Source organism: Winogradskyella sp. (assembly GCF_013042245.1).
GTDB lineage: Bacteria > Bacteroidota > Bacteroidia > Flavobacteriales > Flavobacteriaceae > Winogradskyella.
In genome coordinates this window covers 18,103-38,815 of sequence record NZ_JABDQL010000075.1, presented here as the reverse complement: position 1 = coordinate 38,815, position 20,713 = coordinate 18,103, and the positions used below count along the sequence as shown (strand labels likewise).

Annotated in this window: 19 protein-coding genes; 10 read left to right on the top strand and 9 right to left on the bottom strand. The window is 32.8% G+C overall.

Going from position 1 to position 20,713, the window contains the following annotated elements; translation table 11 throughout:
• Window positions 1-7: 7 nt before the first annotated feature.
• Window positions 8-985, bottom strand: a complete 978-nt coding sequence (locus tag HKP48_RS06380; protein ID WP_296344001.1) for a transporter — start codon at window positions 983-985, stop codon at window positions 8-10.
• A gap of 105 nt (window positions 986-1,090) precedes the next feature.
• On the opposite strand from HKP48_RS06380, the gene HKP48_RS06375 reads away from it, so the two are divergent.
• The 4 genes from HKP48_RS06375 to HKP48_RS06360 are packed head-to-tail and all read left to right on the top strand — an operon-like array spanning window position 1,091 to window position 6,613.
• Window positions 1,091-1,366 carry a DUF4834 family protein gene (locus HKP48_RS06375; RefSeq protein ID WP_296343999.1) on the top strand — a complete coding sequence of 92 codons (276 nt, stop codon included), beginning with the start codon at window positions 1,091-1,093 and terminating at the stop codon, window positions 1,364-1,366.
• A 30-nt stretch (window positions 1,367-1,396) separates the two neighbouring features.
• A complete protein-coding gene (locus HKP48_RS06370; protein ID WP_296343997.1) occupies window positions 1,397-3,829 on the top strand; it encodes a YfhO family protein in 2,433 nt (810 codons plus the stop codon).
• Between the two features lie 3 nt (window positions 3,830-3,832).
• On the top strand, window positions 3,833-5,125 hold the full coding sequence (locus HKP48_RS06365; RefSeq protein ID WP_296343996.1) for a glycosyl transferase family 1: 1,293 nt from the start codon (window positions 3,833-3,835) through the stop codon (window positions 5,123-5,125).
• A 30-nt stretch (window positions 5,126-5,155) separates the two neighbouring features.
• Window positions 5,156-6,613 carry a polysaccharide biosynthesis C-terminal domain-containing protein gene (locus HKP48_RS06360; protein ID WP_296343994.1) on the top strand — a complete coding sequence of 486 codons (1,458 nt, stop codon included), beginning with the start codon at window positions 5,156-5,158 and terminating at the stop codon, window positions 6,611-6,613.
• A gap of 74 nt (window positions 6,614-6,687) precedes the next feature.
• Here HKP48_RS06360 and HKP48_RS06355 read toward each other — a convergent pair whose 3' ends face one another.
• Window positions 6,688-7,908, bottom strand: a complete 1,221-nt coding sequence (locus HKP48_RS06355) for a hypothetical protein (protein WP_296343992.1) — start codon at window positions 7,906-7,908, stop codon at window positions 6,688-6,690.
• 197 nt (window positions 7,909-8,105) lie between these two features.
• Between HKP48_RS06355 and HKP48_RS06350 the strand changes: the two genes are divergently transcribed.
• On the top strand, window positions 8,106-9,188 hold the full coding sequence (locus HKP48_RS06350; protein ID WP_296343990.1) for a DUF3667 domain-containing protein: 1,083 nt from the start codon (window positions 8,106-8,108) through the stop codon (window positions 9,186-9,188).
• Here the strand turns inward: HKP48_RS06350 and aroB are convergent, their stop codons facing one another.
• Entirely contained in the window at window positions 9,189-10,262 is a 1,074-nt protein-coding gene (gene aroB, locus HKP48_RS06345) for a 3-dehydroquinate synthase (protein WP_296343988.1), read from the bottom strand.
• Window positions 10,263-10,357: 95 nt separating this feature from the next.
• Between aroB and HKP48_RS06340 the strand changes: the two genes are divergently transcribed.
• Window positions 10,358-11,530, top strand: a complete 1,173-nt coding sequence (locus HKP48_RS06340; protein WP_296343985.1) for a proline dehydrogenase family protein — start codon at window positions 10,358-10,360, stop codon at window positions 11,528-11,530.
• On the opposite strand, the gene HKP48_RS06335 is transcribed toward HKP48_RS06340, so the two are convergent.
• From HKP48_RS06335 to HKP48_RS06310, 6 genes are all read right to left on the bottom strand, one after another.
• Entirely contained in the window at window positions 11,527-11,901 is a 375-nt protein-coding gene (locus HKP48_RS06335) for a hypothetical protein (RefSeq protein ID WP_296343983.1), read from the bottom strand. The genes HKP48_RS06340 and HKP48_RS06335 overlap by 4 nt on opposite strands.
• 38 nt (window positions 11,902-11,939) lie before the next feature.
• Entirely contained in the window at window positions 11,940-13,139 is a 1,200-nt protein-coding gene (locus HKP48_RS06330; RefSeq protein ID WP_296343981.1) for an alanine dehydrogenase, read from the bottom strand.
• A 64-nt stretch (window positions 13,140-13,203) separates the two neighbouring features.
• A complete protein-coding gene (locus HKP48_RS06325) occupies window positions 13,204-13,758 on the bottom strand; it encodes a hypothetical protein (RefSeq protein ID WP_296343979.1) in 555 nt (184 codons plus the stop codon).
• On the bottom strand, window positions 13,700-13,843 hold the full coding sequence (locus HKP48_RS06320; RefSeq protein ID WP_296343977.1) for a hypothetical protein: 144 nt from the start codon (window positions 13,841-13,843) through the stop codon (window positions 13,700-13,702). The genes HKP48_RS06325 and HKP48_RS06320 overlap by 59 nt, the downstream gene beginning before the upstream one ends.
• A gap of 149 nt (window positions 13,844-13,992) precedes the next feature.
• Entirely contained in the window at window positions 13,993-14,454 is a 462-nt protein-coding gene (tsaE, locus tag HKP48_RS06315; protein WP_296343976.1) for a tRNA (adenosine(37)-N6)-threonylcarbamoyltransferase complex ATPase subunit type 1 TsaE, read from the bottom strand.
• A gap of 87 nt (window positions 14,455-14,541) precedes the next feature.
• Entirely contained in the window at window positions 14,542-16,095 is a 1,554-nt protein-coding gene (locus HKP48_RS06310; RefSeq protein ID WP_296343974.1) for a bifunctional response regulator/alkaline phosphatase family protein, read from the bottom strand.
• Between the two features lie 36 nt (window positions 16,096-16,131).
• Here HKP48_RS06310 and HKP48_RS06305 point away from each other — a divergent pair, with 36 nt between their 5' ends.
• The 4 genes from HKP48_RS06305 (at window position 16,132) to lpxA (ending at window position 20,708) form a co-directional block, all read left to right on the top strand.
• On the top strand, window positions 16,132-17,358 hold the full coding sequence (locus HKP48_RS06305) for an HD domain-containing protein (protein WP_296343972.1): 1,227 nt from the start codon (window positions 16,132-16,134) through the stop codon (window positions 17,356-17,358).
• Window positions 17,359-17,407: 49 nt separating this feature from the next.
• Window positions 17,408-18,436 carry a UDP-3-O-(3-hydroxymyristoyl)glucosamine N-acyltransferase gene (gene lpxD, locus HKP48_RS06300; protein ID WP_296343970.1) on the top strand — a complete coding sequence of 343 codons (1,029 nt, stop codon included), beginning with the start codon at window positions 17,408-17,410 and terminating at the stop codon, window positions 18,434-18,436.
• Entirely contained in the window at window positions 18,423-19,829 is a 1,407-nt protein-coding gene (locus tag HKP48_RS06295; RefSeq protein WP_296343968.1) for a bifunctional UDP-3-O-[3-hydroxymyristoyl] N-acetylglucosamine deacetylase/3-hydroxyacyl-ACP dehydratase, read from the top strand. Before lpxD ends, HKP48_RS06295 begins: the two co-directional genes overlap by 14 nt.
• Window positions 19,830-19,922: 93 nt before the next feature.
• Window positions 19,923-20,708 carry an acyl-ACP--UDP-N-acetylglucosamine O-acyltransferase gene (gene lpxA, locus HKP48_RS06290; protein ID WP_296343966.1) on the top strand — a complete coding sequence of 262 codons (786 nt, stop codon included), beginning with the start codon at window positions 19,923-19,925 and terminating at the stop codon, window positions 20,706-20,708.
• Window positions 20,709-20,713: the final 5 nt, after the last annotated feature.

The following is a 20,713-nucleotide window of genomic DNA, read 5'->3' as shown; positions in this document are numbered from 1 at the left end:
ATAGTTGTTATTTGTCAAAATCAGATTTCTTTTTGCGCTTATTAATTTTTCGTTTAGATGTATCAACCTTATCATCTACTTTACCGCCATTGTCAATTTTCTTATCCTTATGCCAGTCTAATCGATAAGAGGCGCCAAAAGCAATATTGAAAACAGAAGGTGTATCCTTTGTGTTAAATGCAATATTGGCGTCTAATTGAAAATCTTTTGACCACAAATAAGCACCTCCAAATCTAAAGATATTGTCGGAGTAAAAATCACTCTTTATACCTTGGGCTTCACCGAACAAAACCCATTTATCTGAAAAAGAATGTGTTAAGGTTAATACATATTGAAAATCAGAAAAATCGCTACCAATACGGTCTTTCAAGAAGTTCATAACAAATACCCAACCACCTGAAAAGTTGTTTTGTGTAACCACCATTATTTTTGGACTGATACCACCTTCACGAGAAGGAGCGAAAATTGGAGAGTAGGGAACAAAAGGATTATTCTCTGAATCAAAATTAACACCAGCATAAACCGAAACAGCAGGTATTAGTGTTTTCCACTTAAACTTTCTGTTGGCATGATAGCTGTAAATATTGGGTTTATCTTCTTCGTCGTTTTTATAAGGATCAAAAACTAAATATTTGGCACCGATTGTAAAGCTTCTAAAGTTTGATCGTGATGTTTCAGGAGCATTATTAAATGAGAACGAATCATTTTGATAAACTCCCTCCATATTTATTTCTAATTCTTCTAATAATAAACCAAATCGCGCTGCAAAGTCAATACCAAAACCTGAAATTTCATAATTAAGAGGTGTATGTTCCTCCTTAACACTAAAGCCACCTACCTCAAACTGTAAAACATTTGTGCCCACAGAAAAAGCTGCTTTAGAAACTCCTGGTCTATTAGAATTTATGACATCTGTATATTGAGCTAAAGCTGGTATAGAGGCAACCAACATTAGAGAAACAAATATTAATTTTAATTGTCGCATTGTACATAGGTTAGAATTCAAATATAGATATTTTATAGATTTTTTAGGGAATTATAACGGATTATAAATGATGATAATTGTATTTTTGAAATATAATAAAAACCTATGATTTTTACATTATCAGTTGTTGGAGTCGCTAGAACTCTACTATGGATAGTCGCTATATACTTTATAATAAAAATTTTATCACGAATATTTGCGCCAATTTTGTTGCGCTATGCGGCTAAAAAAGTAGAAAAGAAGTTTGGTCAACAGTTTAATCAACAGCGCCAACAATCAGAACAAAAAGAAGGTGAAACGATAATTGATAAAATGCCTTCTGATAGTACCTCTTCGAACAAAAATGTTGGTGAATACATCGATTACGAAGAAATTGATTAATTTTCGCCCATATCCATTTAATTAGTTTTCATGTCTTTATATTTTAAGCGATTGCTGCCACACCTATTGGTATTACTAGGATTTGTTGTTTTATCACTTGCCTATTTTAGTCCTGTTTTGCAAGGCAAAAAAATATACCAAAGTGATATTTTGCATTACAAAGGTATGGCGAAGCAACAATTAGATTATGCTAAGAAGACAGGTAAAGAAACGTATTGGACCAATAGTGCCTTTGGAGGTATGCCTACCTACCAACTTGGCGCAAAGTATCCACATAACTATATCAAAAAATTAGATTTAACTATAAGGTTTTTACCTCGACCTGCAGACTATTTATTCTTGTATTTTATTGGATTCTACATCTTATTGCTAAGTCTTAAAGTAGATTTTAGATTATCGGCATTAGGAGCACTGGCTTTTGGTTTTTCTACTTATATGATAATTATACTTGGTGTTGGCCATAACTCCAAAGCTCATGCTATCGCTTACATGCCATTAGTATTATCTGGCATAATTCTTACATTTAGAAAAAAATATATTTGTGGATTTTTACTTACAGTCATAGCCTTAGGGTTAGAAATAGTAGCTAATCATTACCAAATGACCTATTATTTATTGCTTTTAGTAGTGGTATTAGGTTCTGTGTATTTGATAGATGCCTACAAAAAGAAACAACTTACTCATTTTTTTAAATCTGTTGGTTTATTATCTGTTGCAGCTATTATAGCCGTTGGTCTTAATGCTACCAATATTATGGCAACGCGAGAATACGTTAAAGAGAGTACGCGTGGAAAAAGTGATTTAACTATTAAAGCAGATGGTACTCCAAAAGTAAACAGTGATGGTTTAGACCCAAGTTATATTACAGAATACAGTTATGGGCTTTTGGAATCATTCAATCTATTTATCCCAAAATTTATGGGTGGAGGTAGTGGAGAAGATGTAGGTAAAGACTCTGAAACTTATAAGACCTACATTAATCTTGGTGCTTCACCAATAGAAGCTATTGAAGCTTCTAGAAATGCGCCAATGTATTGGGGAGGCCAAACTATTGTTGAAGCACCAGCTTATGTTGGAGCAGTGATTATATTTTTGTTTGTACTGGGTGTATTCTTGGTGAAAGGACGTTTAAAATGGTGGCTTGTAGGTGGCACTTTGCTATCTCTATTTTTATCCTATGGAAAGAATTTTAGTTTACTTACTGATTTTTTCATTGATTTTGTCCCTTTATATGATAAGTTTAGAGCAGTAAGTTCTATCCAAGTTATTCTGGAATTATGTATACCTGTTTTAGGCATTTTTGCTTTGGTAAGACTATTCAATAATTTTCAGAGTAAAGAAGAAAAGTTTAAAGCTTTAAAGAATACAGTTTTAATTTGCGGAGGTTTAGCTCTATTTTTTCTTTTGTTCCATTCAGTTTTATTTGATTTTAAAGGTGCGATAGATGAAAGAGCACCAGAACTTTTAGCAGAAGCGTTTGTTAATGACAGAAAATCACTTTTTTTATCGGATACTATTAGAACATTAATTTTGGTACTCCTTTCAGCTCTGGCTATATTTTATTTCTTAAAAGAAAAATTATCCGAAAATACTTTAATTTTAGTTTTTGGAGTCTTAATCTTATTTGATTTGGTCACTGTTAATCGAGAATATGTTAATACAGAGAACTTTATTGCAGCACGTCTGGTTGATAAACCATACCGAGCCACAGCGGCAGATAACGAAATATTTAAAGATAAGGGACATTATCGCGTTTTTGATGCTTCACCAGAAGGGCAACAAAAACCTGCAAGAGCGGCATATTTTCATAACTCTTTATCGGGTTACCATGCGGCGAAACTGAGTCGATTTGATGCCCTATTGGATTTTCATATTTATAGAAACAATCCTGAAGTCCTAAATATGCTAAACACAAAGTATGTTATTGTAGGCGATGATAAGGGTAGAGTAGAAGCATCAACCAGGTATACGCAACCAAATGGTAACGCTTGGTTTGTAAATAATCTAAGAATTGCAGAAACAGGAGATGAGGAGATTTTGGCCTTAGACAGTTTAGAGACCAAAACAGAGACTATTTTACAAAAATCATTATTCAATGAATTTAAGCTTAAAAGCGATTACATAAAAGATAGTACAGCTTCAATCAAACTCATTGAATACAAGCCTAACTATCTTAAGTACCAGTCCACAAATCCTAACGCTGGCTTTGCTGTATTTTCAGAACTTTATTATTACAGAGGTTGGAAAGCTTATATTGATGGAGAATTTTCGCCACATCTTCGCGTTAACTATGCATTACGCGCTATGGAGATACCAGACGGTAAGCATATTGTAGAATTTAAGTTTGAACCTGAAGTAGTAGAAACAGGAAGTAAAATAGCTTTGGGTAGTTCCGTTATATTTGGCTTTTTATTACTTCTAGGTCTCTTCTTTCAATTTAAAAGAAGTAAGTCCACATCATAGGTTATGGACGGTAAGAAAAAGGTACTAATTATTACATATTATTGGCCGCCAGCAGGCGGGCCAGGCGTCCAACGGTGGCTAAAGTTTGTAAAGTATTTACCAGAATATGATATAGAGCCAATAGTCTATTGTCCATTAGACCCTAATTATCCTATTGTAGATGAGAGTCTTTTGGACGAGTTACCAGAGCATATAAAAGTGATTAAACAGCCTATATCTGAGCCGTATCGCTTTGCAAAATTATTATCTAAGAAAAGCTCCAAAGCCATAAGTACAGGTGTTATACCTAAAAAAGAAAAACAGTCTCTAATAGAACGTTTGTTGCTTTATGTGAGAGGTAACTTCTTTATACCAGATGCACGAAAGAGCTGGGTAAAGCCTTCAGTGAAATTTCTTTTAGATTACATTAAAAAAAATGATATTGAAACTGTAATTACAACTGGCCCACCACACAGTCTGCATTTAATTGGCTTAAATTTAAAGCAGAATATAGGTCTAAATTGGATAGCCGACTTTAGAGATCCATGGACAACTATTGGTTATCATAAAGCTTTAAAATTGAGAAAAAGTGCTAAGCAAAAGCACTTACAATTAGAAAGTGATGTCTTAACAAATGCAGACCAGATTATAGTAACTAGTAATCATACTAAAAAGGAGTTTTTAACCAAAACAGATAAGCCAATAGATGTTATAACCAATGGTTATGATTCGCACTCAGTCATTGTCGAAAAAAAAGATTCAGATTTTACCATTTCACATATTGGTTCGTTACTTTCAGAAAGAAATCCTACGATTTTATGGGAAGTACTTTCCGAATTAGTGAAAGAAGATGAAGCATTTGCTTCAAAATTGAAATTGAATTTAATAGGTGTGGTCAGTGATGCTATCATTCGCAGTATTAGTTCTTATGGTTTAGTCAACCATTTAAATACTCCAGGCTATGTAAATCATTATGAAGCGATTGCTTTTCAAAAAAAATCCCAATTATTATTACTCATTGAAATTGATTCCGAAGATACAAAAGCCATTATTCCAGGTAAATTGTTTGAATATATGATTTCAGAAACACCTATCGTCGCTTTTGGTCCAGAAAACTCAGATGTAGAAGGCATAATTAAGAAAACAAATACGGGGACATACTTTAGATATTCTGATAAGTTTATATTAAAAGAACATATAAAAGAAGCTTTTAATACCTATAAAGCAGGAGCGCTAAAAACACATCCAATTGGTTTACAGCAATACAGTAGGCAAAGTCTAACAGAATGTTTGGCGAAGTTGGTTAAAAACGTATAATACGTTTAAAAAAATTGTACATTTAATTCTGTGGGAATAGTTATAAAGCAATCATTTAGAAATATTTTAAGCACTTATATCGGTTTTGGTATTGGTGCTGTAAATGCACTGTTTCTCTACACCAATTTCCTTAGTGAAGATTATTATGGTTTAGTCGCATTTTTACTTTCTGCAGCCAATATTATGCTGCCATTTATGGCATTTGGAGTGCATAATGTTCTTATTAAATTCTATTCGTCTTTTAAGACAAAAAACAGCTTGAATAGTTTTCTTACTTTAATGCTTTTATTGCCTTTGGTGTTTATTATACCTGTCGGTTTATTAGGAGTCTTTGGCTATGATTTAATCGCAGGTTTATTATCTCAGAAGAATAATTTAATCGAAGGTTACGTATGGCATATTTATATTACTGCGATTGCTATGGCATATTTCGAAATCTTTTTTGCATGGTCAAAAGTGCAAATGAAAACAGTCTTTGGCAACATCATGAGAGAAATTTTTCATCGTATTTGCATCATGGTGCTTTTAGGATGTGTTTATATGGATTGGATTGATGTAAAGCTGTTTATAAATGGAGTAGTCGGCGTATATGTTGTTAGAATGCTTATTATGAAATTCTATGCTTATACCTTAAGATTTCCTGTCATTAAGTTCAATAAAATCTATAATATCTCTTCAATTTTAAAGTACAGCTTCTTAATTATTATTGCGGGTTCCATCGCTATGGTAATTTTGGATTTAGACAAGTTTATGATTGGACAATATCTAGAAATTGAAAATGTGGCCTACTACAGTGTTGCTATTTTTATTGCCACAGTAATATCAGGGCCACAACGTTCAATGCATCAAATAATGATGCCACTTTGCGCACAATTTTTGAATAGTGGTGATGATAAAGAGTTAAAATCTCTATACCAAAAAAGTTCATTGAACCTTTTAGTAATAAGTGGTCTGATTTTTCTGCTAGTGGTCATTAATATTAATATGCTTTACCAAATATTACCAGATAAGTTTACAGGAGGTTTGTTTGTTGTAATTATAGTATCATTAGCGAAGCTATATGATAATGCACTAGGAAGTAATAATGCTATTTTATTTAATAGCGACTATTATCGTGTGGTTTTATTTTTTGGTGTTTTATTAGCGTTTTTAGCAGTAATTTTTAATATGATTTTTATTCCGTTATATGGAATTAATGGTTCAGCATTAGCAACATTTCTAGCGATAGCTATTTACAATACACTCAAGTTAATGTATGTAAAGCTGAAATTAAAAATGCAGCCTTTTAGTTGGGCTACTTTTAAAATGATTGGAATTTTAATGGTGTTAGGATTTGGTTTTTATCACATAGAATTTAGTTTTCATCCTCTTTTAAATATTGCTTTAAAATCTTTTATTGTGACTCTAATCTATCTCATTACCATTTATAAATTCAATATTTCTGAAGATATAAATTTACAGTTACGAAAGTACTTTTCATTTTCGTAAATAAGAATATCCCGCAATGAGCTTTGAGGCATACACTTGCGAGATATTCAATCTAACTATACAAAAAAAATATTTTACTCTCTTGTTCTTGAGCGTCTTTCTGTTGCTCTACTGTTAGCACTTCTAGAAGATTTTGTAATTCGTTTTACTTTACTACTTGCGTTGTTTTGTCTTACTGTAGTACTTCTAGAGCTTACTTTAGGCTTAGCCTTTGAAGCTTGTTTCGTTCTAGCAGTTCTTGCTGAAGATGAATTGCTACTTCTCGTTCTTTTATTAACAGTACTTCTTTCAGTTCTCGAACTTCTGGGTGAGCGTGCTTCAGACTTTACTCTACCTCTTGAGCTTCCTACAGTATTATCATTACGGTTTGAAGTTGTTCTTTTAGCAACTCTATTACTTGAACTACGTCTATTAGTTACTGTACTATTTCTTCTAGACGATTCTGCTCTAGCCACAGTGTTTCTTCTTCCGCTGTCTGCATTTGCAACTCTTGTACTTCTGCTTCTTGAAATACTCTGATTTCTTTCCTGTATGCGTCTACCTATTGAACGTTCACTAGCATTTCTAGGAGTTTGTACATAACGTCTATTAAAGTTATTATTACCGCGTCTTCCAAAGTTATTATTACCGCGTCTTCCAAAGTTGTTATTTCCTCTACGACCGTTGACATTCACAAGTCTGGTATTGTTTCTGTATGGTCTGTAGTATACATGTCTAACAGGGCTATAAAATTGTCTGTAAGGTCTTGTGTTTACAATACACAAATCAAACGCAGGAACTCTGTAAAATCTATGCCATGGTCTATATATATAACCTCTATTCCAGCGGTTTATGAATCCCGAGTGTCTCAAAAAGACATTACCATTCCAAAATATATTTAATCCTCCAAGTCTATTAACTCTACCAAATCTATTGTAATTAATAAAGATGTTTCCTATTTGTGATACACGACCATAGAAGTCATAAAATATTGGTGTGTTTTCAACTTGAATAACAGCTCCAAAGCTATCGTACTGAACAAAAGGGTTGTAGTCAAAACCTGTGTTGAAACTGAAACTTACATTTCTGTTATTAAAACCAACATTAAGGTTTGGTCCAAAATTTTGTGCATAAAAATCGAATTGTCCATCAGGGAAAACAGCGAATTCAATTCCGCCTTCAACAAATATGAAAGAATTTCCATAACCTCTCACAAAATTTGTTAATGAAGCTTCCGCTTTCATAGTGTTGGTTGTCGCTGTTGCAGTTGTGCTAACTGACACTAACATTGCAACTAAAAATAATACTCTTTTCATAATCATTGGGTTTTAAAAATTAAACTCACTTATCTTATAACCAAACAGCGTGCCAAATTTCAATACTTATGTTTATGTATTGATTATCAGTTGTATAATATTTTTTAGTTTGAAATGAAACAAATCGGGATATCAATCTTTGTATATAAATAAGACTAGTTTAGTTTTTGTAATTTTAACGTATCTAGCTAAAAAAAATGAAAACAGAGAAGATAAAATGTCTAAATTGTGAAGTACCCTTTGAAAAGGGTTTTAAATTTTGTCCCAATTGTGGTCAAAAGACTAACGAAGACCTTACGATTGGGGTACTCTTTTACAATACGATTAGTAATTACTTTTCTTTTGATGCACGTTTTCTAAAAAGTTTCTTCCCATTAATGTTTAAACCAGGCTATTTGGCAAAACGTTTTTTAGAAGGTAAACGCTTGCTGTATTTGCATCCAGCTCAGATGTATTTGTTTGTATCAGTTATTTTCTTTTTTCTTTTTTCATTTACTGTTAATGATTGGATAAAGGACGCAAACAAGGCAACTCAGGAGTTAGCTACTTCAGATTTTAAGAATAAATTAGATAAAACCTCAAAGCAAGCCATTGATTCAATTATAAAGAATGCAATAAAAATTCCTGTAGCAAATTCGAAGTTAGACTCGATTCCAGCTTATGACGAAACTCAGAAGGCTATTGATTCTGTTATAAAAAATATTAAAGGTGCAGATAGTGTTCCTAGGACTATTAATTTTGGTATATCAAAAACTAAGTTAGATTCCTTACGTTCTGTAGGTGTATCTGAAGAAGATATCTATAAAGAAATGGGTATGGAAGAAGATGCAGGCTTTATGAAAAGGGGCTTTTACAAATCTATGGTTGAATTTTCCGAAGGTAATGGTGCTGGTAATTGGATAAAGCGTTTCGCCGATACTATCCCAATCGCTATGTTTTTTTTATTACCCATTTTTGCGTTAATTCTGAAAATATTTTACTTCAGACGAGGTCGCTATGCATACCACTTGGTGTTTAGTTTTTATTTCTTTTCGTTTCTTTTTACCGTTTTCGGTTTATTATTAGCTTTTGACCGTTTTATTTTTGAGATTCCAGTATGGATTAGCGTTCTCATTGTTCTTTCAATATTTTTATATTTCTATCTGGCATTACTGAACTTTTATAAACATAATTGGTTTTTTACATTTATAAAAAGTGGTATCATAACATTTTTATTTTTATTATTCGTTATACCATTATCAGCAGTTATGATTACTGCATTTGCTTTTGTAAATGCTTAATTAGAGGTTTTTGTAATATTCGAACGCTTGAAGAATGATATCGCTAGAAACCTCGCAATCTATTCTAGCTTTACCGATAGCTTCTAAAAGAACGAACTTGATAACCCCATGACTATTTTTCTTGTCGTGCTTGAGAAGTTCTATAATATGATCGTAGTCTCTAGTTTCAAATTCTACCTTTGCAAATGTTTTTAAAATTCCTGTCGAAATTTCAGAAAGTTCATTATTACTAAAATTAAGAGTTTTTGAAGATATGTAGGCTTCTAATAACATGCCAATAGCTATGGCTTCACCATGTAGCATTGTCGTTTTATTTTCGTTTTCTAGAAAGTAACTTTCTATAGCATGACCCAAAGTATGACCAAAATTTAAAGTCTTTCTTAAACCATTCTCTGTAGGGTCTTGAGTGACAATATTATTTTTTATAATAACAGAATCGTAGATTAATTTATCTAAGTCAGAAATATCTAAGTTTTCTAGGTGCGTAAGCGTATGCCAATAACTATCATCAGTAATTAATCCATGTTTTAGCATTTCAGCAAAACCTGAAACCATCTGATTTTGTGGTAAAGTACCTAAAAAAGACACATCAATAAGTACCATAACACCTTCAGATATGACACCAACTTGATTTTTTAACGGACCTAAATCAACACCTGTTTTTCCTCCGACGGAGGCATCAACCATGGCTAGTAGCGATGTAGGAACATTGATATAATTAATTCCGCGCATGTATGTACTCGCTACAAAGCCTCCTAAATCAGTTACTACACCACCACCAAGATTTATCAACAAGCTCTTACGGTCGGCACCATATTGTGACATGGCTTCCCAAACGCCCATACAAATGTCTATGGTTTTGTGGTTTTCTCCTTCTGGTATTTCCATGACCTCAGTTTGAATATTACCATTATCTAAGTTTGCCATAAACTGGGGTAAACATAAATCGTGAGTATTTGTATCTACCAAAATGAAAATTTTTGAGGGGTTCTCTTTTTTTATGTAATTATTGAGTTGTGTGTATACCTCTGAATTAAAGTAAACAACAGCATTTTTGGTGGATATAGATTGCATAATTTTGTACAACTTATTTTAATAACGTGAAAATAGCGCGTTATTTTCAAAAATTAATAAATCTTATATTTATTTTTGTTACAAATCTATCTTAAATGGCGAATAATTCCCTTTTTAATAATACGCAAACTGCTTTTAGTTTAAAGACTGATTCTGAGCTTGAGCGTGCTTATTTTTTGTTCAAAATGATATCCAAAGAGCCTTTGGTGCGAATTGGTACTGCTGTTACAAAATTTGCCCTTAATGCAAGTTTACCTGTTGAAGGCCTAATCCGTTCAACAGTATTTGATCATTTTTGCGGTGGCGTTAATGAAAAAGATTCCTTGCCAGTCATTGACAAGATGTTTACCAAAGGCGTGAGTTCTGTTTTAGACTATTCTGTTGAAGGAAAAGAATATGATGCTCAATTCGACGAAGTATGTGAAAAGATATTGAAGATTGTAAACTTCTGTCATGACCGTGAAGCTATGCCAATAGTTGTTTTTAAACCTACTGCTTTTGGTCGTATTTATTTGTATGAAAAAAAGTCTGAGGGCATTAGGTTCTCACCAGAAGAGCTTGAGGAATGGAATAGAGTAGTAGAACGTTTTCATAAAGTTTGTCGTTTTTCTAAAGAAAAAGATGTTGAAGTTTTGATTGATGGTGAAGAAAGCTGGATGCAAACAGCAGCTGATGATTTGGTTGAAGATATGATGAGGACATATAATACCGAAAAAGCTATTGTATATAACACGTTACAGCTGTACCGATGGGACCGTGTAGATTATTTAAAGGCTTTGCATAAGCGTGCTAAGACTGAAGGATTTAAGATAGGTATGAAGATTGTTCGCGGTGCCTATATGGAAAAGGAGCGTAGTAGAGCAGAGGAATTAGGATATCCGTCGCCCATTTGCGAAACCAAACAAATTACAGATAATAACTTTAATGAAGGTTTGCGTTACATACTAGAAAATAATACTGATATATCCATATTTATTGGAACGCACAATGAACTCAGTTGTTATTTGGCTATAGATATAATGGAGGACTTGAATATTGATAAATCTGATAACAATGTGTGGTTTGGTCAGTTATATGGCATGAGTGATCATATCAGTTTTAATTTAGCAGAGTCTGGATATAATGTTGCTAAATATCTCCCTTTTGGACCTGTAAAAGACGTGATGCCATACTTAATAAGACGCGCTGAGGAAAATACATCAGTAGCTGGACAAACCAATAGAGAGTTAGAATTAATAAAGAATGAGCGTAAGCGTAGGAAGCTTTAGTTTTCAATCTTAAAATCGAGGATAGTTGCAACTAAGCTACAATTTTTGACACGCATAATAACTTCACGTTCTTTATAAGTGTTTTCTATCTGGTAAACCTTACAAGGTTCTGCCTTGGTGTCACTTTCAGAAAAGTTTACGTTGCCAAATTGTATTAGTTTTATTATAGTTGTAGAATCGATACTCTGACTATATAGTACAGAAGATGTATTTTCAGAGTACGCTATCTTTTTTGAGCTAATATTTTTTACGGTTCTTGCATTAGGTCCATAATCACATGAGGCATCTTTTCCGTTTAAAAAAAACATTAGGATTATTAAACCTATAGCAAAACCACCGAGGTAAAAGCCTAAACGATGTATAAATTTCATAAGATTACGATTAAAACAAGACTGAAATTATTTTAGCATTAAAAGATTAACAAATTGGCATCACTAAAATCTAATCCAAACCATTCAGCAACAGATTTACTAGTTAAAATTCCGTGGTAAAAATACAATCCATTTCGTAAACCTTTATCAAATCTTAATGTATTTTCTATACCACCATTCTCTCCAATTTCTAGTAAGTATGGTGTAAAAATATTACTTATTGATACTGAGGCTGTTCGGGAATATCTTGCAGGAATATTTGGAACGCAATAATGCGTTACACCGTTATAATCAAAAGTAGGATGGTCATGTGTTGTGACCTCACTAGTCTCGAAACAGCCACCCATATCAATGCTTACATCAATAATCACTGCTCCAGGCTTCATATTATCAACCATAGATTGTGTTACTACAACTGGCGAACGATTACTTCCTCTAACCGCACCTATAACTATGTCACAACGTTTTAGAGCCTTTAAAATATTCTTGGGTTGCATGGTTGATGTATATACTGTTTGACTTAGGTTAGTTTGTAAACATCGGAGTTTTGTAATTGAATTATCAAAGACTTTAATATTTGCACCAAGACCTATTGCAGAACGTGCTGCAAACTCACCAACCGTTCCAGCACCGAGAATTACAACTTCGGTAGGTGGAACACCATTTATATTACCAAACATTAAACCATTACCACCATTAACGTTTGATAATAATTCTGAAGCAATAAGGATAGAAGCTGTACCAGCTATCTCGCTTAAAGATCGCACGGCTGGATAAGCACCTGCTTCATCTTTAATAAACTCAAAAGCGAGTGCAGTGATTCGTTTTTCTGCTAGTGCTTTAAAATACGCTTTGGTTTGTGTTTTAAGCTGTAAAGCTGATATTAATATGGTTTGTGGATTTATAAGTTTTATCTCATCTATTGATGCGGGTTCAACCTTAAGAATAATTGGGCACGAAAACACTTTTGCGGTATCTTTTGTGACTTCAGCTCCAGCATCACTGTAGTTTTTATCTTTAAAATTAGCGCCATTTCCTGCGCCAGATTCTATCATAACGCGATGTCCATTTGCTGTTAAGGCAGATACTGCATCAGGTGTTAGGCAAACACGAGTTTCTTGAAAATGGGTTTCTTTGGGTATACCTATAAAAAGTTCACCTTTTTGTTTAAAGATTTCAAGAGTTTCTTCTTGAGGTAATAATTGTGCTTTTGTAAATGGTGAAAGCGATTTGCTCATTGAGTGGTAAAGATTAATTTGTAACTCAAATTACAAATAAAAATAAAACTTTACGGTATTAATATTAAAAATACTGCTTAACCTTACCCCAAAGCGTTTTTGGCTTAATCATAAACTCGGCTTCTAATTCCTCCATGGTTTTATCTGCATAATTTATTTTATTAAATATTTTTGCTCTTATTAGATAAATTGATGGCACTATAATTACTAAAAGTGGCAATAGCATTAGTAATTGGTTTTCATCTATATTAGTGTCTTCTATATTATATGTCTGTATAATTTGATAGGAATACATGACTATAGGTATCAAAAGAACATGATACCACCAATGTCTATTTGTGAAAAACCAAATTGTAACTAATATTAGAGGTATAATTTTCCCTGTAAAGACCCACATAGCATATTGAGCATCTCCCCAGAAATTACTATCATATGTAAATAAAAAAGTGTTCCAGATTCGTGTATCTGGAACACTTTCATATAAGGAAAATAACAATGGAGTAGAAGCAATAAAAGTTGCTATAAGACTACCTACAATTGCACTCTTCGATAAACTATTGCTAGTGTGTTGACATGAGCTTTCGTTTTCCTTTTTTAATTTCTGTTTTAGTTTGTCCATCTAAGTCAATGATGTTAGTTGCTTCCGCAGTAAACAACATGCCACCAAAAATAGCAATAGTTAAAATTAGTTTTTTACTTTTCATAATTCAAGGGATTTAATTAATTATGGTACAAAATTAAGGTAAGTACACCCTATAATTACGACCAAAGTATGTTAAAAAAGAATGAATTTTGAAGTTTTAATTACGGAAAAACCGTAATAAGTCAACTAGTAAAGGTGGTATTATGTATGTTATTTTAGCTGTTCATAAGCTTTGATTTCGGTTAAAGAGTTAGTTTTTATGGTTAATTTGAGGGTTCTTTTTGTTTTAGAATCGGTTTTAATATCTACGACACAGGCATTCTCTGGTATTAAGGACAGTATACGTTCTGGCCATTCTATAAATAGCCACTTATTGGAAAATAAGTAATCTTCTACACCAAAATTGTATGCCTCCTCAATATCTTCGATCCTGTAAAAGTCAAAATGGTAAATTATATCTTTTGGTAAATTATATTCATTTACTATGGAAAATGTAGGACTCGTAACAATATCAGAGCTACCCATAGATTTAACTAACGCTTTTATGAGTGTTGTTTTACCAGCACCCATGTCTCCATTAAACAAGACAATCTTACTATTAAAATAGCCTTGAAGCTCAATAGCAAAATCATCAATAGTATCTAGATGATATATAAAAGTCTTAGATTCCATAAATGTTAAGGAGCAATATTACATATAAAATCTCATAAAACCTAAAAAAAAGTGTATTTCATCGGATTTTTTGAGCCGTACGAAGATTTATTTAGGGTCTAAAACCACAAATGGAATTATCATTTCTTCTAAAGAAACGCCACCATGTTGATAGGTATTTCTATAATAACTTACATAATGGTTAAAGTTATTTGGATAGGCTAAAAACAAATCATTCTTTGCAAAAATAAAAGAACTGCTCATTGTTATTGAAGGAAGAAGTATAGATTTTGGGTCTTTAATTGCCAAAACGTCTTTTTCTTGATAAGTGAGACTTCTGCCAGTTTTGTAACGCAAATTAAGACTTGTATCTCTATCACCGATGACCTTGGTTGGAGCAGTAACATTTATGGTACCATGATCAGTGGTTAGTATGAGTTTAAAACCCAACTGTTGAGATAGCTGAATCATTTCTAATAAAGGCGAATTCTTAAACCAACTTTTGGTTAATGAGCGGTAAGCCTTATCATTTGAGGCTAATTCTTTAACGACTTCCATCTCTGTTTTTGAGTGAGATAGCATGTCTACAAAATTATAAACAATAACATTTAAATCATTGTTCTTTAAGCTTTTAAAATTATCAACTAATTTTTTCCCTCCTTTAAGACTTGTAATTTTATTGTAGGAATAGCTAACGTGAGATAAACCCAAACGTTTCAATTGTTCTCTTAGAAAATCTTCTTCATGCATATTTTTACCACCTTCGTCTGTATCATTTTTCCAGTATTGTGGATATAGTTTTTCCATATCACTAGGCATTAAACCAGAAAAAATGGCATTTCGCGCATATTGTGTTGCCGTAGGTAAAATACTGTAGAAAGAGACTTCAGATGCTTTTTTGTAATAATTATTTATTGTAGGTTCAAAAGCTTTCCATTGGTCATATCGCAAATTGTCTATAACTATTAAAAGTGTTGGCTGTTTATCACTTAACTCAGGAACCACCTTTTCTTTAAATAGATTATGAGATAGTAAAGGTGCATCTGCACTTGGAAGAAACCAATCTGCATAATTTTTCTCTATAAACTTCCCAAACTGACTATTGGCCTCATTTTTTTGAGATTCTAATATATCTGTCATACCAACATCTTCAATATCCTCAAGCTCGAGTTCCCAGTAAATGAGCTTTTGATAAAGTTCTGACCATTCCTTATAAGTATTTACCATTGATAAATCCATGGCAATTTTCCTAAATTCTTGTTGATAATTAGAGGTGGTTTTTTCTGAAACTAAACGCGAATGCTCTAAATTCTTTTTTAAGCTCAATAAAATTTGATTTGGGTTTACTGGCTTAATAAGATAGTCTGCAATCTTATTTCCGATGGCTTCCTCCATTATATATTCTTCTTCACTTTTGGTAATCATAACAACAGGAAGATTTGGTCTGCGTTCTTTTAATTCATTCAAAGTTTCAAGACCAGTTAGTCCAGGCATATTCTCATCTAAGAACACAATGTCAAAATTAGTTTGGTCAATAATTTCTAAAGCTTCTGTTCCACTTTGACATGTCGAAACGTTATAATCTTTCTTCTCTAAAAATAGAATGTGTGGCTTAAGTAAGTCAATTTCGTCATCTACCCAAAGAATATTTATAGTGTTCATGTATATTTGTTTTTTTGATTAATTAAATTTAGCCGTTTGTCAAATAATAAGCTCAAAATATTTAACGATCCAATTTACGGATTTATTACAATCCCAAATTCACTGATTTTTGATTTAATAGCGCATAAATACTTTCAGCGTTTAAGGCGAATTTCTCAAATGGGAATGTCTTATTTAGTATATCCTGGTGCGCATCATACAAGATTTCATCATGCACTTGGAAGCATGTATTTAATGCAAAAAGCGGTCAATGTACTTCGTTTTAAAGGGGTTACAATTTCTGATGATGAAGAAACAGGTTTGTATATAGCTATATTATTGCATGATATTGGTCATGGGCCATTTTCTCATGCTATGGAACATAGCATCGTAAACTCGATTTCACATGAGGAGATTTCGTTGTTTTTCATGGAAAAACTTAATGCCGAATTTAACGGAAGTTTAACCTTAGCGATATCAATTTTCAAAGGCGAATATCATCGAAAGTTTATGTGTCAGTTGATATCTAGTCAATTAGATATGGATAGAGCAGATTATTTGAAGCGAGATAGCTTTTACACGGGTGTTGCTGAAGGAAATATAAATAGTGAGCGTCTTATTACCATGCTTAACGTTATTAATGATGAGCTAGTTGTAGAAGAAAAAGGGCTTTATAGTATCGAAAAATTCTTAATTGCCCGACGTTTTATGTATTGGCAAGTTTACCTTCATAAAACGGGATTGGTTGCAGAACAGTTACTGACTCGTATGCTACAAAGAGCTAAAGAATTAGTAAAATCAGGAATGTCACTTGAAGCAAGTGAACCACTAGCTTATTTTCTTAAGCATGAGGTAAACCTTTCAAATTTTGATGACAAACGCTTAGAGATTTTTTCAAGATTAGATGATTATGATATAGTTTCTGCTATGAAATCTTGGCAGTATCACGATGATTTTGTATTAAGAAATCTGTGTGATATACTAATCAATAGAGATTTACTTCGTGTTAAATTAAAAAACAAACCGATAAGCAAGTCGCGATTAAATACGCATAGAAAAGCCTTGATGGAAGAATATAGCATTACTCAAGATGAAGCTGACTATTTTGTCTTCCAAGGTAAAATAACTAACCAAGCTTATAAGAGTAAAAAAGAACAAATTAATATTTTGTTTAAGAATGGTAAAGTCAAGGATATTACTAAAGCATCAGACCAATTAAACCTGAAAGCGTTGAGTAAACCAGCGACCAAATATTATATCTGCTATCCTAAAAACAAAATGTGATACATTTTTTCTATTTTTGCGAGACCAATCAAAAACTTAAACAAAACACTTGAAATTTACAGCAGAACAAATTGCAGGCATTTTAGAAGGAACAGTAATTGGTGATGCGAATGCTGAAGTTTCTAAGCTGTCTAAAATTGAAGAGGGAAAAGAAGGCTCTTTGACTTTTTTGGCAAATCCTAAATATAAATCCTATATATATTCAACCAAGGCATCAATTACGATTGTAAATGATGATTTTGTTGCAGAAAAAGACTTGTCAACAACGTTGATTAAGGTTAATGATGCTTACAAAGCTTTCACCAAGTTATTAGAATATTACAATCAGATAAAACTAAATAAATTAGGTGTTGAAACACCTTCATATATTTCCGATACTTCATCAATTGGCGAAAACCACTATATCGGCGCATTCTCATATATTGGCGATAATGTAAAAATAGGGGATAACGTGAAGATTTTTCCTAACACGTATATTGGAGACAATGTAATTCTAGGCGATAATACTATTATTTTTTCTGGTGGAAAGATATATTCCGAGAGTATAATTGGTAATAATTGTGTCATTAATTCAGGTGCTATTATAGGTGCAGATGGTTTTGGTTTTGCACCAGATGAAAAAGGAGAATATTCTAAAGTACCACAAATAGGTAATGTCATTTTAGAAGATAATGTAGACATTGGAGCCGGAACGACAATAGATAGAGCCACATTGGGGTCTACAATTATTCGTAAAGGAGTAAAATTAGATAATCAAATCCAAATTGCTCATAACGTTGAAATTGGTAAAAATACTGTCATTGCAGCACAAACTGGAATCGCAGGTTCAACGAAAATTGGTGAAAACTGCCAAATCGGTGGGCAAGTTGGTATCGTAGGTCATATTACTATTGGTAATAATGTAAAAATACAAGCACAATCAGGTATAGGTAGAAGCATTAAGGATAATGAAGTGCTTCAAGGTTCTCCAGCATTAGGTTATGGCGATTTCAACAAATCGTACGTACATTTTAAAAACCTACCAAAGATTGTAAAGAATATAAACTATTTAGAAAAGAAATTAAATGGCGATAGTTAAATCTCAAGAAAAGCAAAGAACTATTGATAAAGAAGTTACTTTAGAAGGTGTAGGCCTTCACACTGGTGATGATGTAACATTAGTTTTTAAGTCGGGTGCACCAAACTCTGGTTTTGTTTTTGAGCGTGTAGACTTAGAAGATAATCCTAAAATTGAAGCGGATGCAAACTATGTAACAAATACTCAGCGCGGGACTTGTATGGAGAAAAATGGTGTCACTATCCAAACATGTGAGCATGTCTTGGCAGCATTAGTTGGTTTAGATATTGATAATGCTATAATTCAGCTTAATGCTTCCGAACCTCCAATTATGGATGGGTCTTCTAAGTATTTCGTTGAAGCTTTAGAAAAAGCTGGTATTGTTGAGCAAGATGCCTTACGGGAAGAATATGTGGTTACAGAAGTTGTTTCTTACACTGATAAAGAAACTGGCAGTGAAATTATTTTAATGCCATCTACAAGTTATCAAGTAACAACGATGGTCGATTTTGGAACCAAGGTACTTGGAACTCAAAATGCAACACTAAATAAGTTGTCAGATTTTAAAACTGAAATTGCAGATTCACGTACATTTAGCTTTCTTCATGAAATCGAAATGCTATTAGAGCATGGTTTAATAAAAGGTGGTGATTTAAATAATGCTATTGTTTATGTAGATAAAGAATTGTCTCCTGATACAATGAAAAAGCTTCGTATAGCATTTAACAAAGAACATATCGCGGTAAAGCCAAATGGTATTCTAGATAATTTAACCTTACATCATCCTAATGAAGCTGCTAGACATAAATTACTTGATGTCGTGGGTGATTTAGCATTGATAGGTACACGAATAAGAGGTAAAGTTATTGCAAATAAGCCTGGGCATTTCGTAAATACACAATTTGCTAAAAAAATGTCTAAAATTATTAAGAATGAAAGACGAAATAATGTACCGCAAGTAGATTTGAATTCGGCACCCTTAATGGATGTCAATCAAATTATGGATATGTTACCACATAGACAGCCATTTCTATTGCTAGATAAGGTTTATGAGCTTACTGAAAATCATGTCATAGGAATGAAAAATATAACTATGAACGAAGAGTTTTTCAAAGGTCATTTTCCCGGAGCACCTGTAATGCCAGGCGTTTTAATAGTTGAAGCTATGGCGCAAACTGGAGGTATCTTAGTTTTAAGTACTGTACCAGACCCAGAAAACTATTTAACCTTTTTCATGAAAATGGATAAAGTTAAATTTAAACAAAAAGTGGTGCCTGGAGATACATTAATATTTAAATGTTCTTTAATAACACCTATTCGAAGAGGAATTTGTCATATGCAAGGTTATGCCTATGCAAATGGAAAACTCTGTGCAGAAGCCGAATTAATGGCTCAAATTTCTAAAGTTAAATAAGATGAACCGAGCTACTCTAAAATTGTTATTCATTGAAGACAAGCTGATAGGCGAACACATTTTCACCTATTTATTAAATATAAAATTAAGAAAATGAACCAACCATTAGCATACGTACATCCAGGAGCCAAGATTGCCAAAAATGTAGTTATAGAACCCTTTACAACGATACATAATAATGTAGTTATTGGAGAAGGCACATGGATAGGTAGCAATGTTACTATTATGGAAGGTGCTCGTATCGGAAAGAATTGTAATATTTTTCCTGGAGCTGTAATATCTGCCGTTCCACAGGATTTAAAATATAACGATGAGGATACAACAGTAGAAATTGGTAATAATGTTACCATCAGAGAATGTGTTACTATTAATAGAGGTACTGCAGATAGGATGAAAACTGTTATAGGAAACAACTGTTTAATAATGGCATATTGTCATATTGCTCATGATTGTATTGTAGGTGATAACTGTATATTTTCAAACAATAGCACATTAGCAGGACACATAACCATTGGAGATTACGTAATTCTTGCAGGTATGACAGCTGTTCATCAGTTTGTTTCTGTAGGTAATCATGCATTTGTAACTGGAGGTTCCTTAGTTAGAAAAGACGTTCCGCCTTATGTTAAAGCTGCAAGAGAACCTTTATCTTATGTTGGTATAAATTCTGTAGGTTTAAGGCGAAGAGGATTTACAACAGAGAAAATAAGAGAGATACAAAGTATTTACAGATTACTATATCAAAAAAATTATAATAATACGCAAGCTTCTGAAATTATTGAAGCAGAAATGGAAGCTACTTCAGAACGTGATGAGATTCTTCAATTCATAAAGAATTCACACCGCGGAATTATGAAAGGCTACTTTAAATCAAATTAAAGAAC

Excerpts from the sequence above, each read along its gene's own strand:
- HKP48_RS06380 (WP_296344001.1), bottom strand. The coding sequence starts at position 985 with ATGCGACAATTAAAATTAATATTTGTTTCTCTAATGTTGGTTGCCTCT.
- HKP48_RS06375 (WP_296343999.1), top strand. The coding sequence starts at position 1,091 with ATGATTTTTACATTATCAGTTGTTGGAGTCGCTAGAACTCTACTATGG.
- HKP48_RS06370 (WP_296343997.1), top strand. The coding sequence starts at position 1,397 with ATGTCTTTATATTTTAAGCGATTGCTGCCACACCTATTGGTATTACTA.
- HKP48_RS06365 (WP_296343996.1), top strand. The coding sequence starts at position 3,833 with ATGGACGGTAAGAAAAAGGTACTAATTATTACATATTATTGGCCGCCA.
- HKP48_RS06355 (WP_296343992.1), bottom strand. The coding sequence starts at position 7,908 with ATGAAAAGAGTATTATTTTTAGTTGCAATGTTAGTGTCAGTTAGCACA.
- HKP48_RS06350 (WP_296343990.1), top strand. The coding sequence starts at position 8,106 with ATGAAAACAGAGAAGATAAAATGTCTAAATTGTGAAGTACCCTTTGAA.
- aroB (WP_296343988.1), bottom strand. The coding sequence starts at position 10,262 with ATGCAATCTATATCCACCAAAAATGCTGTTGTTTACTTTAATTCAGAG.
- HKP48_RS06340 (WP_296343985.1), top strand. The coding sequence starts at position 10,358 with ATGGCGAATAATTCCCTTTTTAATAATACGCAAACTGCTTTTAGTTTA.
- HKP48_RS06335 (WP_296343983.1), bottom strand. The coding sequence starts at position 11,901 with ATGAAATTTATACATCGTTTAGGCTTTTACCTCGGTGGTTTTGCTATA.
- HKP48_RS06330 (WP_296343981.1), bottom strand. The coding sequence starts at position 13,139 with ATGAGCAAATCGCTTTCACCATTTACAAAAGCACAATTATTACCTCAA.
- HKP48_RS06325 (WP_296343979.1), bottom strand. The coding sequence starts at position 13,758 with ATGGACAAACTAAAACAGAAATTAAAAAAGGAAAACGAAAGCTCATGT.
- HKP48_RS06320 (WP_296343977.1), bottom strand. The coding sequence starts at position 13,843 with ATGAAAAGTAAAAAACTAATTTTAACTATTGCTATTTTTGGTGGCATG.
- tsaE (WP_296343976.1), bottom strand. The coding sequence starts at position 14,454 with ATGGAATCTAAGACTTTTATATATCATCTAGATACTATTGATGATTTT.
- HKP48_RS06310 (WP_296343974.1), bottom strand. The coding sequence starts at position 16,095 with ATGAACACTATAAATATTCTTTGGGTAGATGACGAAATTGACTTACTT.
- HKP48_RS06295 (WP_296343968.1), top strand. The coding sequence starts at position 18,423 with ATGGCGATAGTTAAATCTCAAGAAAAGCAAAGAACTATTGATAAAGAA.
- lpxA (WP_296343966.1), top strand. The coding sequence starts at position 19,923 with ATGAACCAACCATTAGCATACGTACATCCAGGAGCCAAGATTGCCAAA.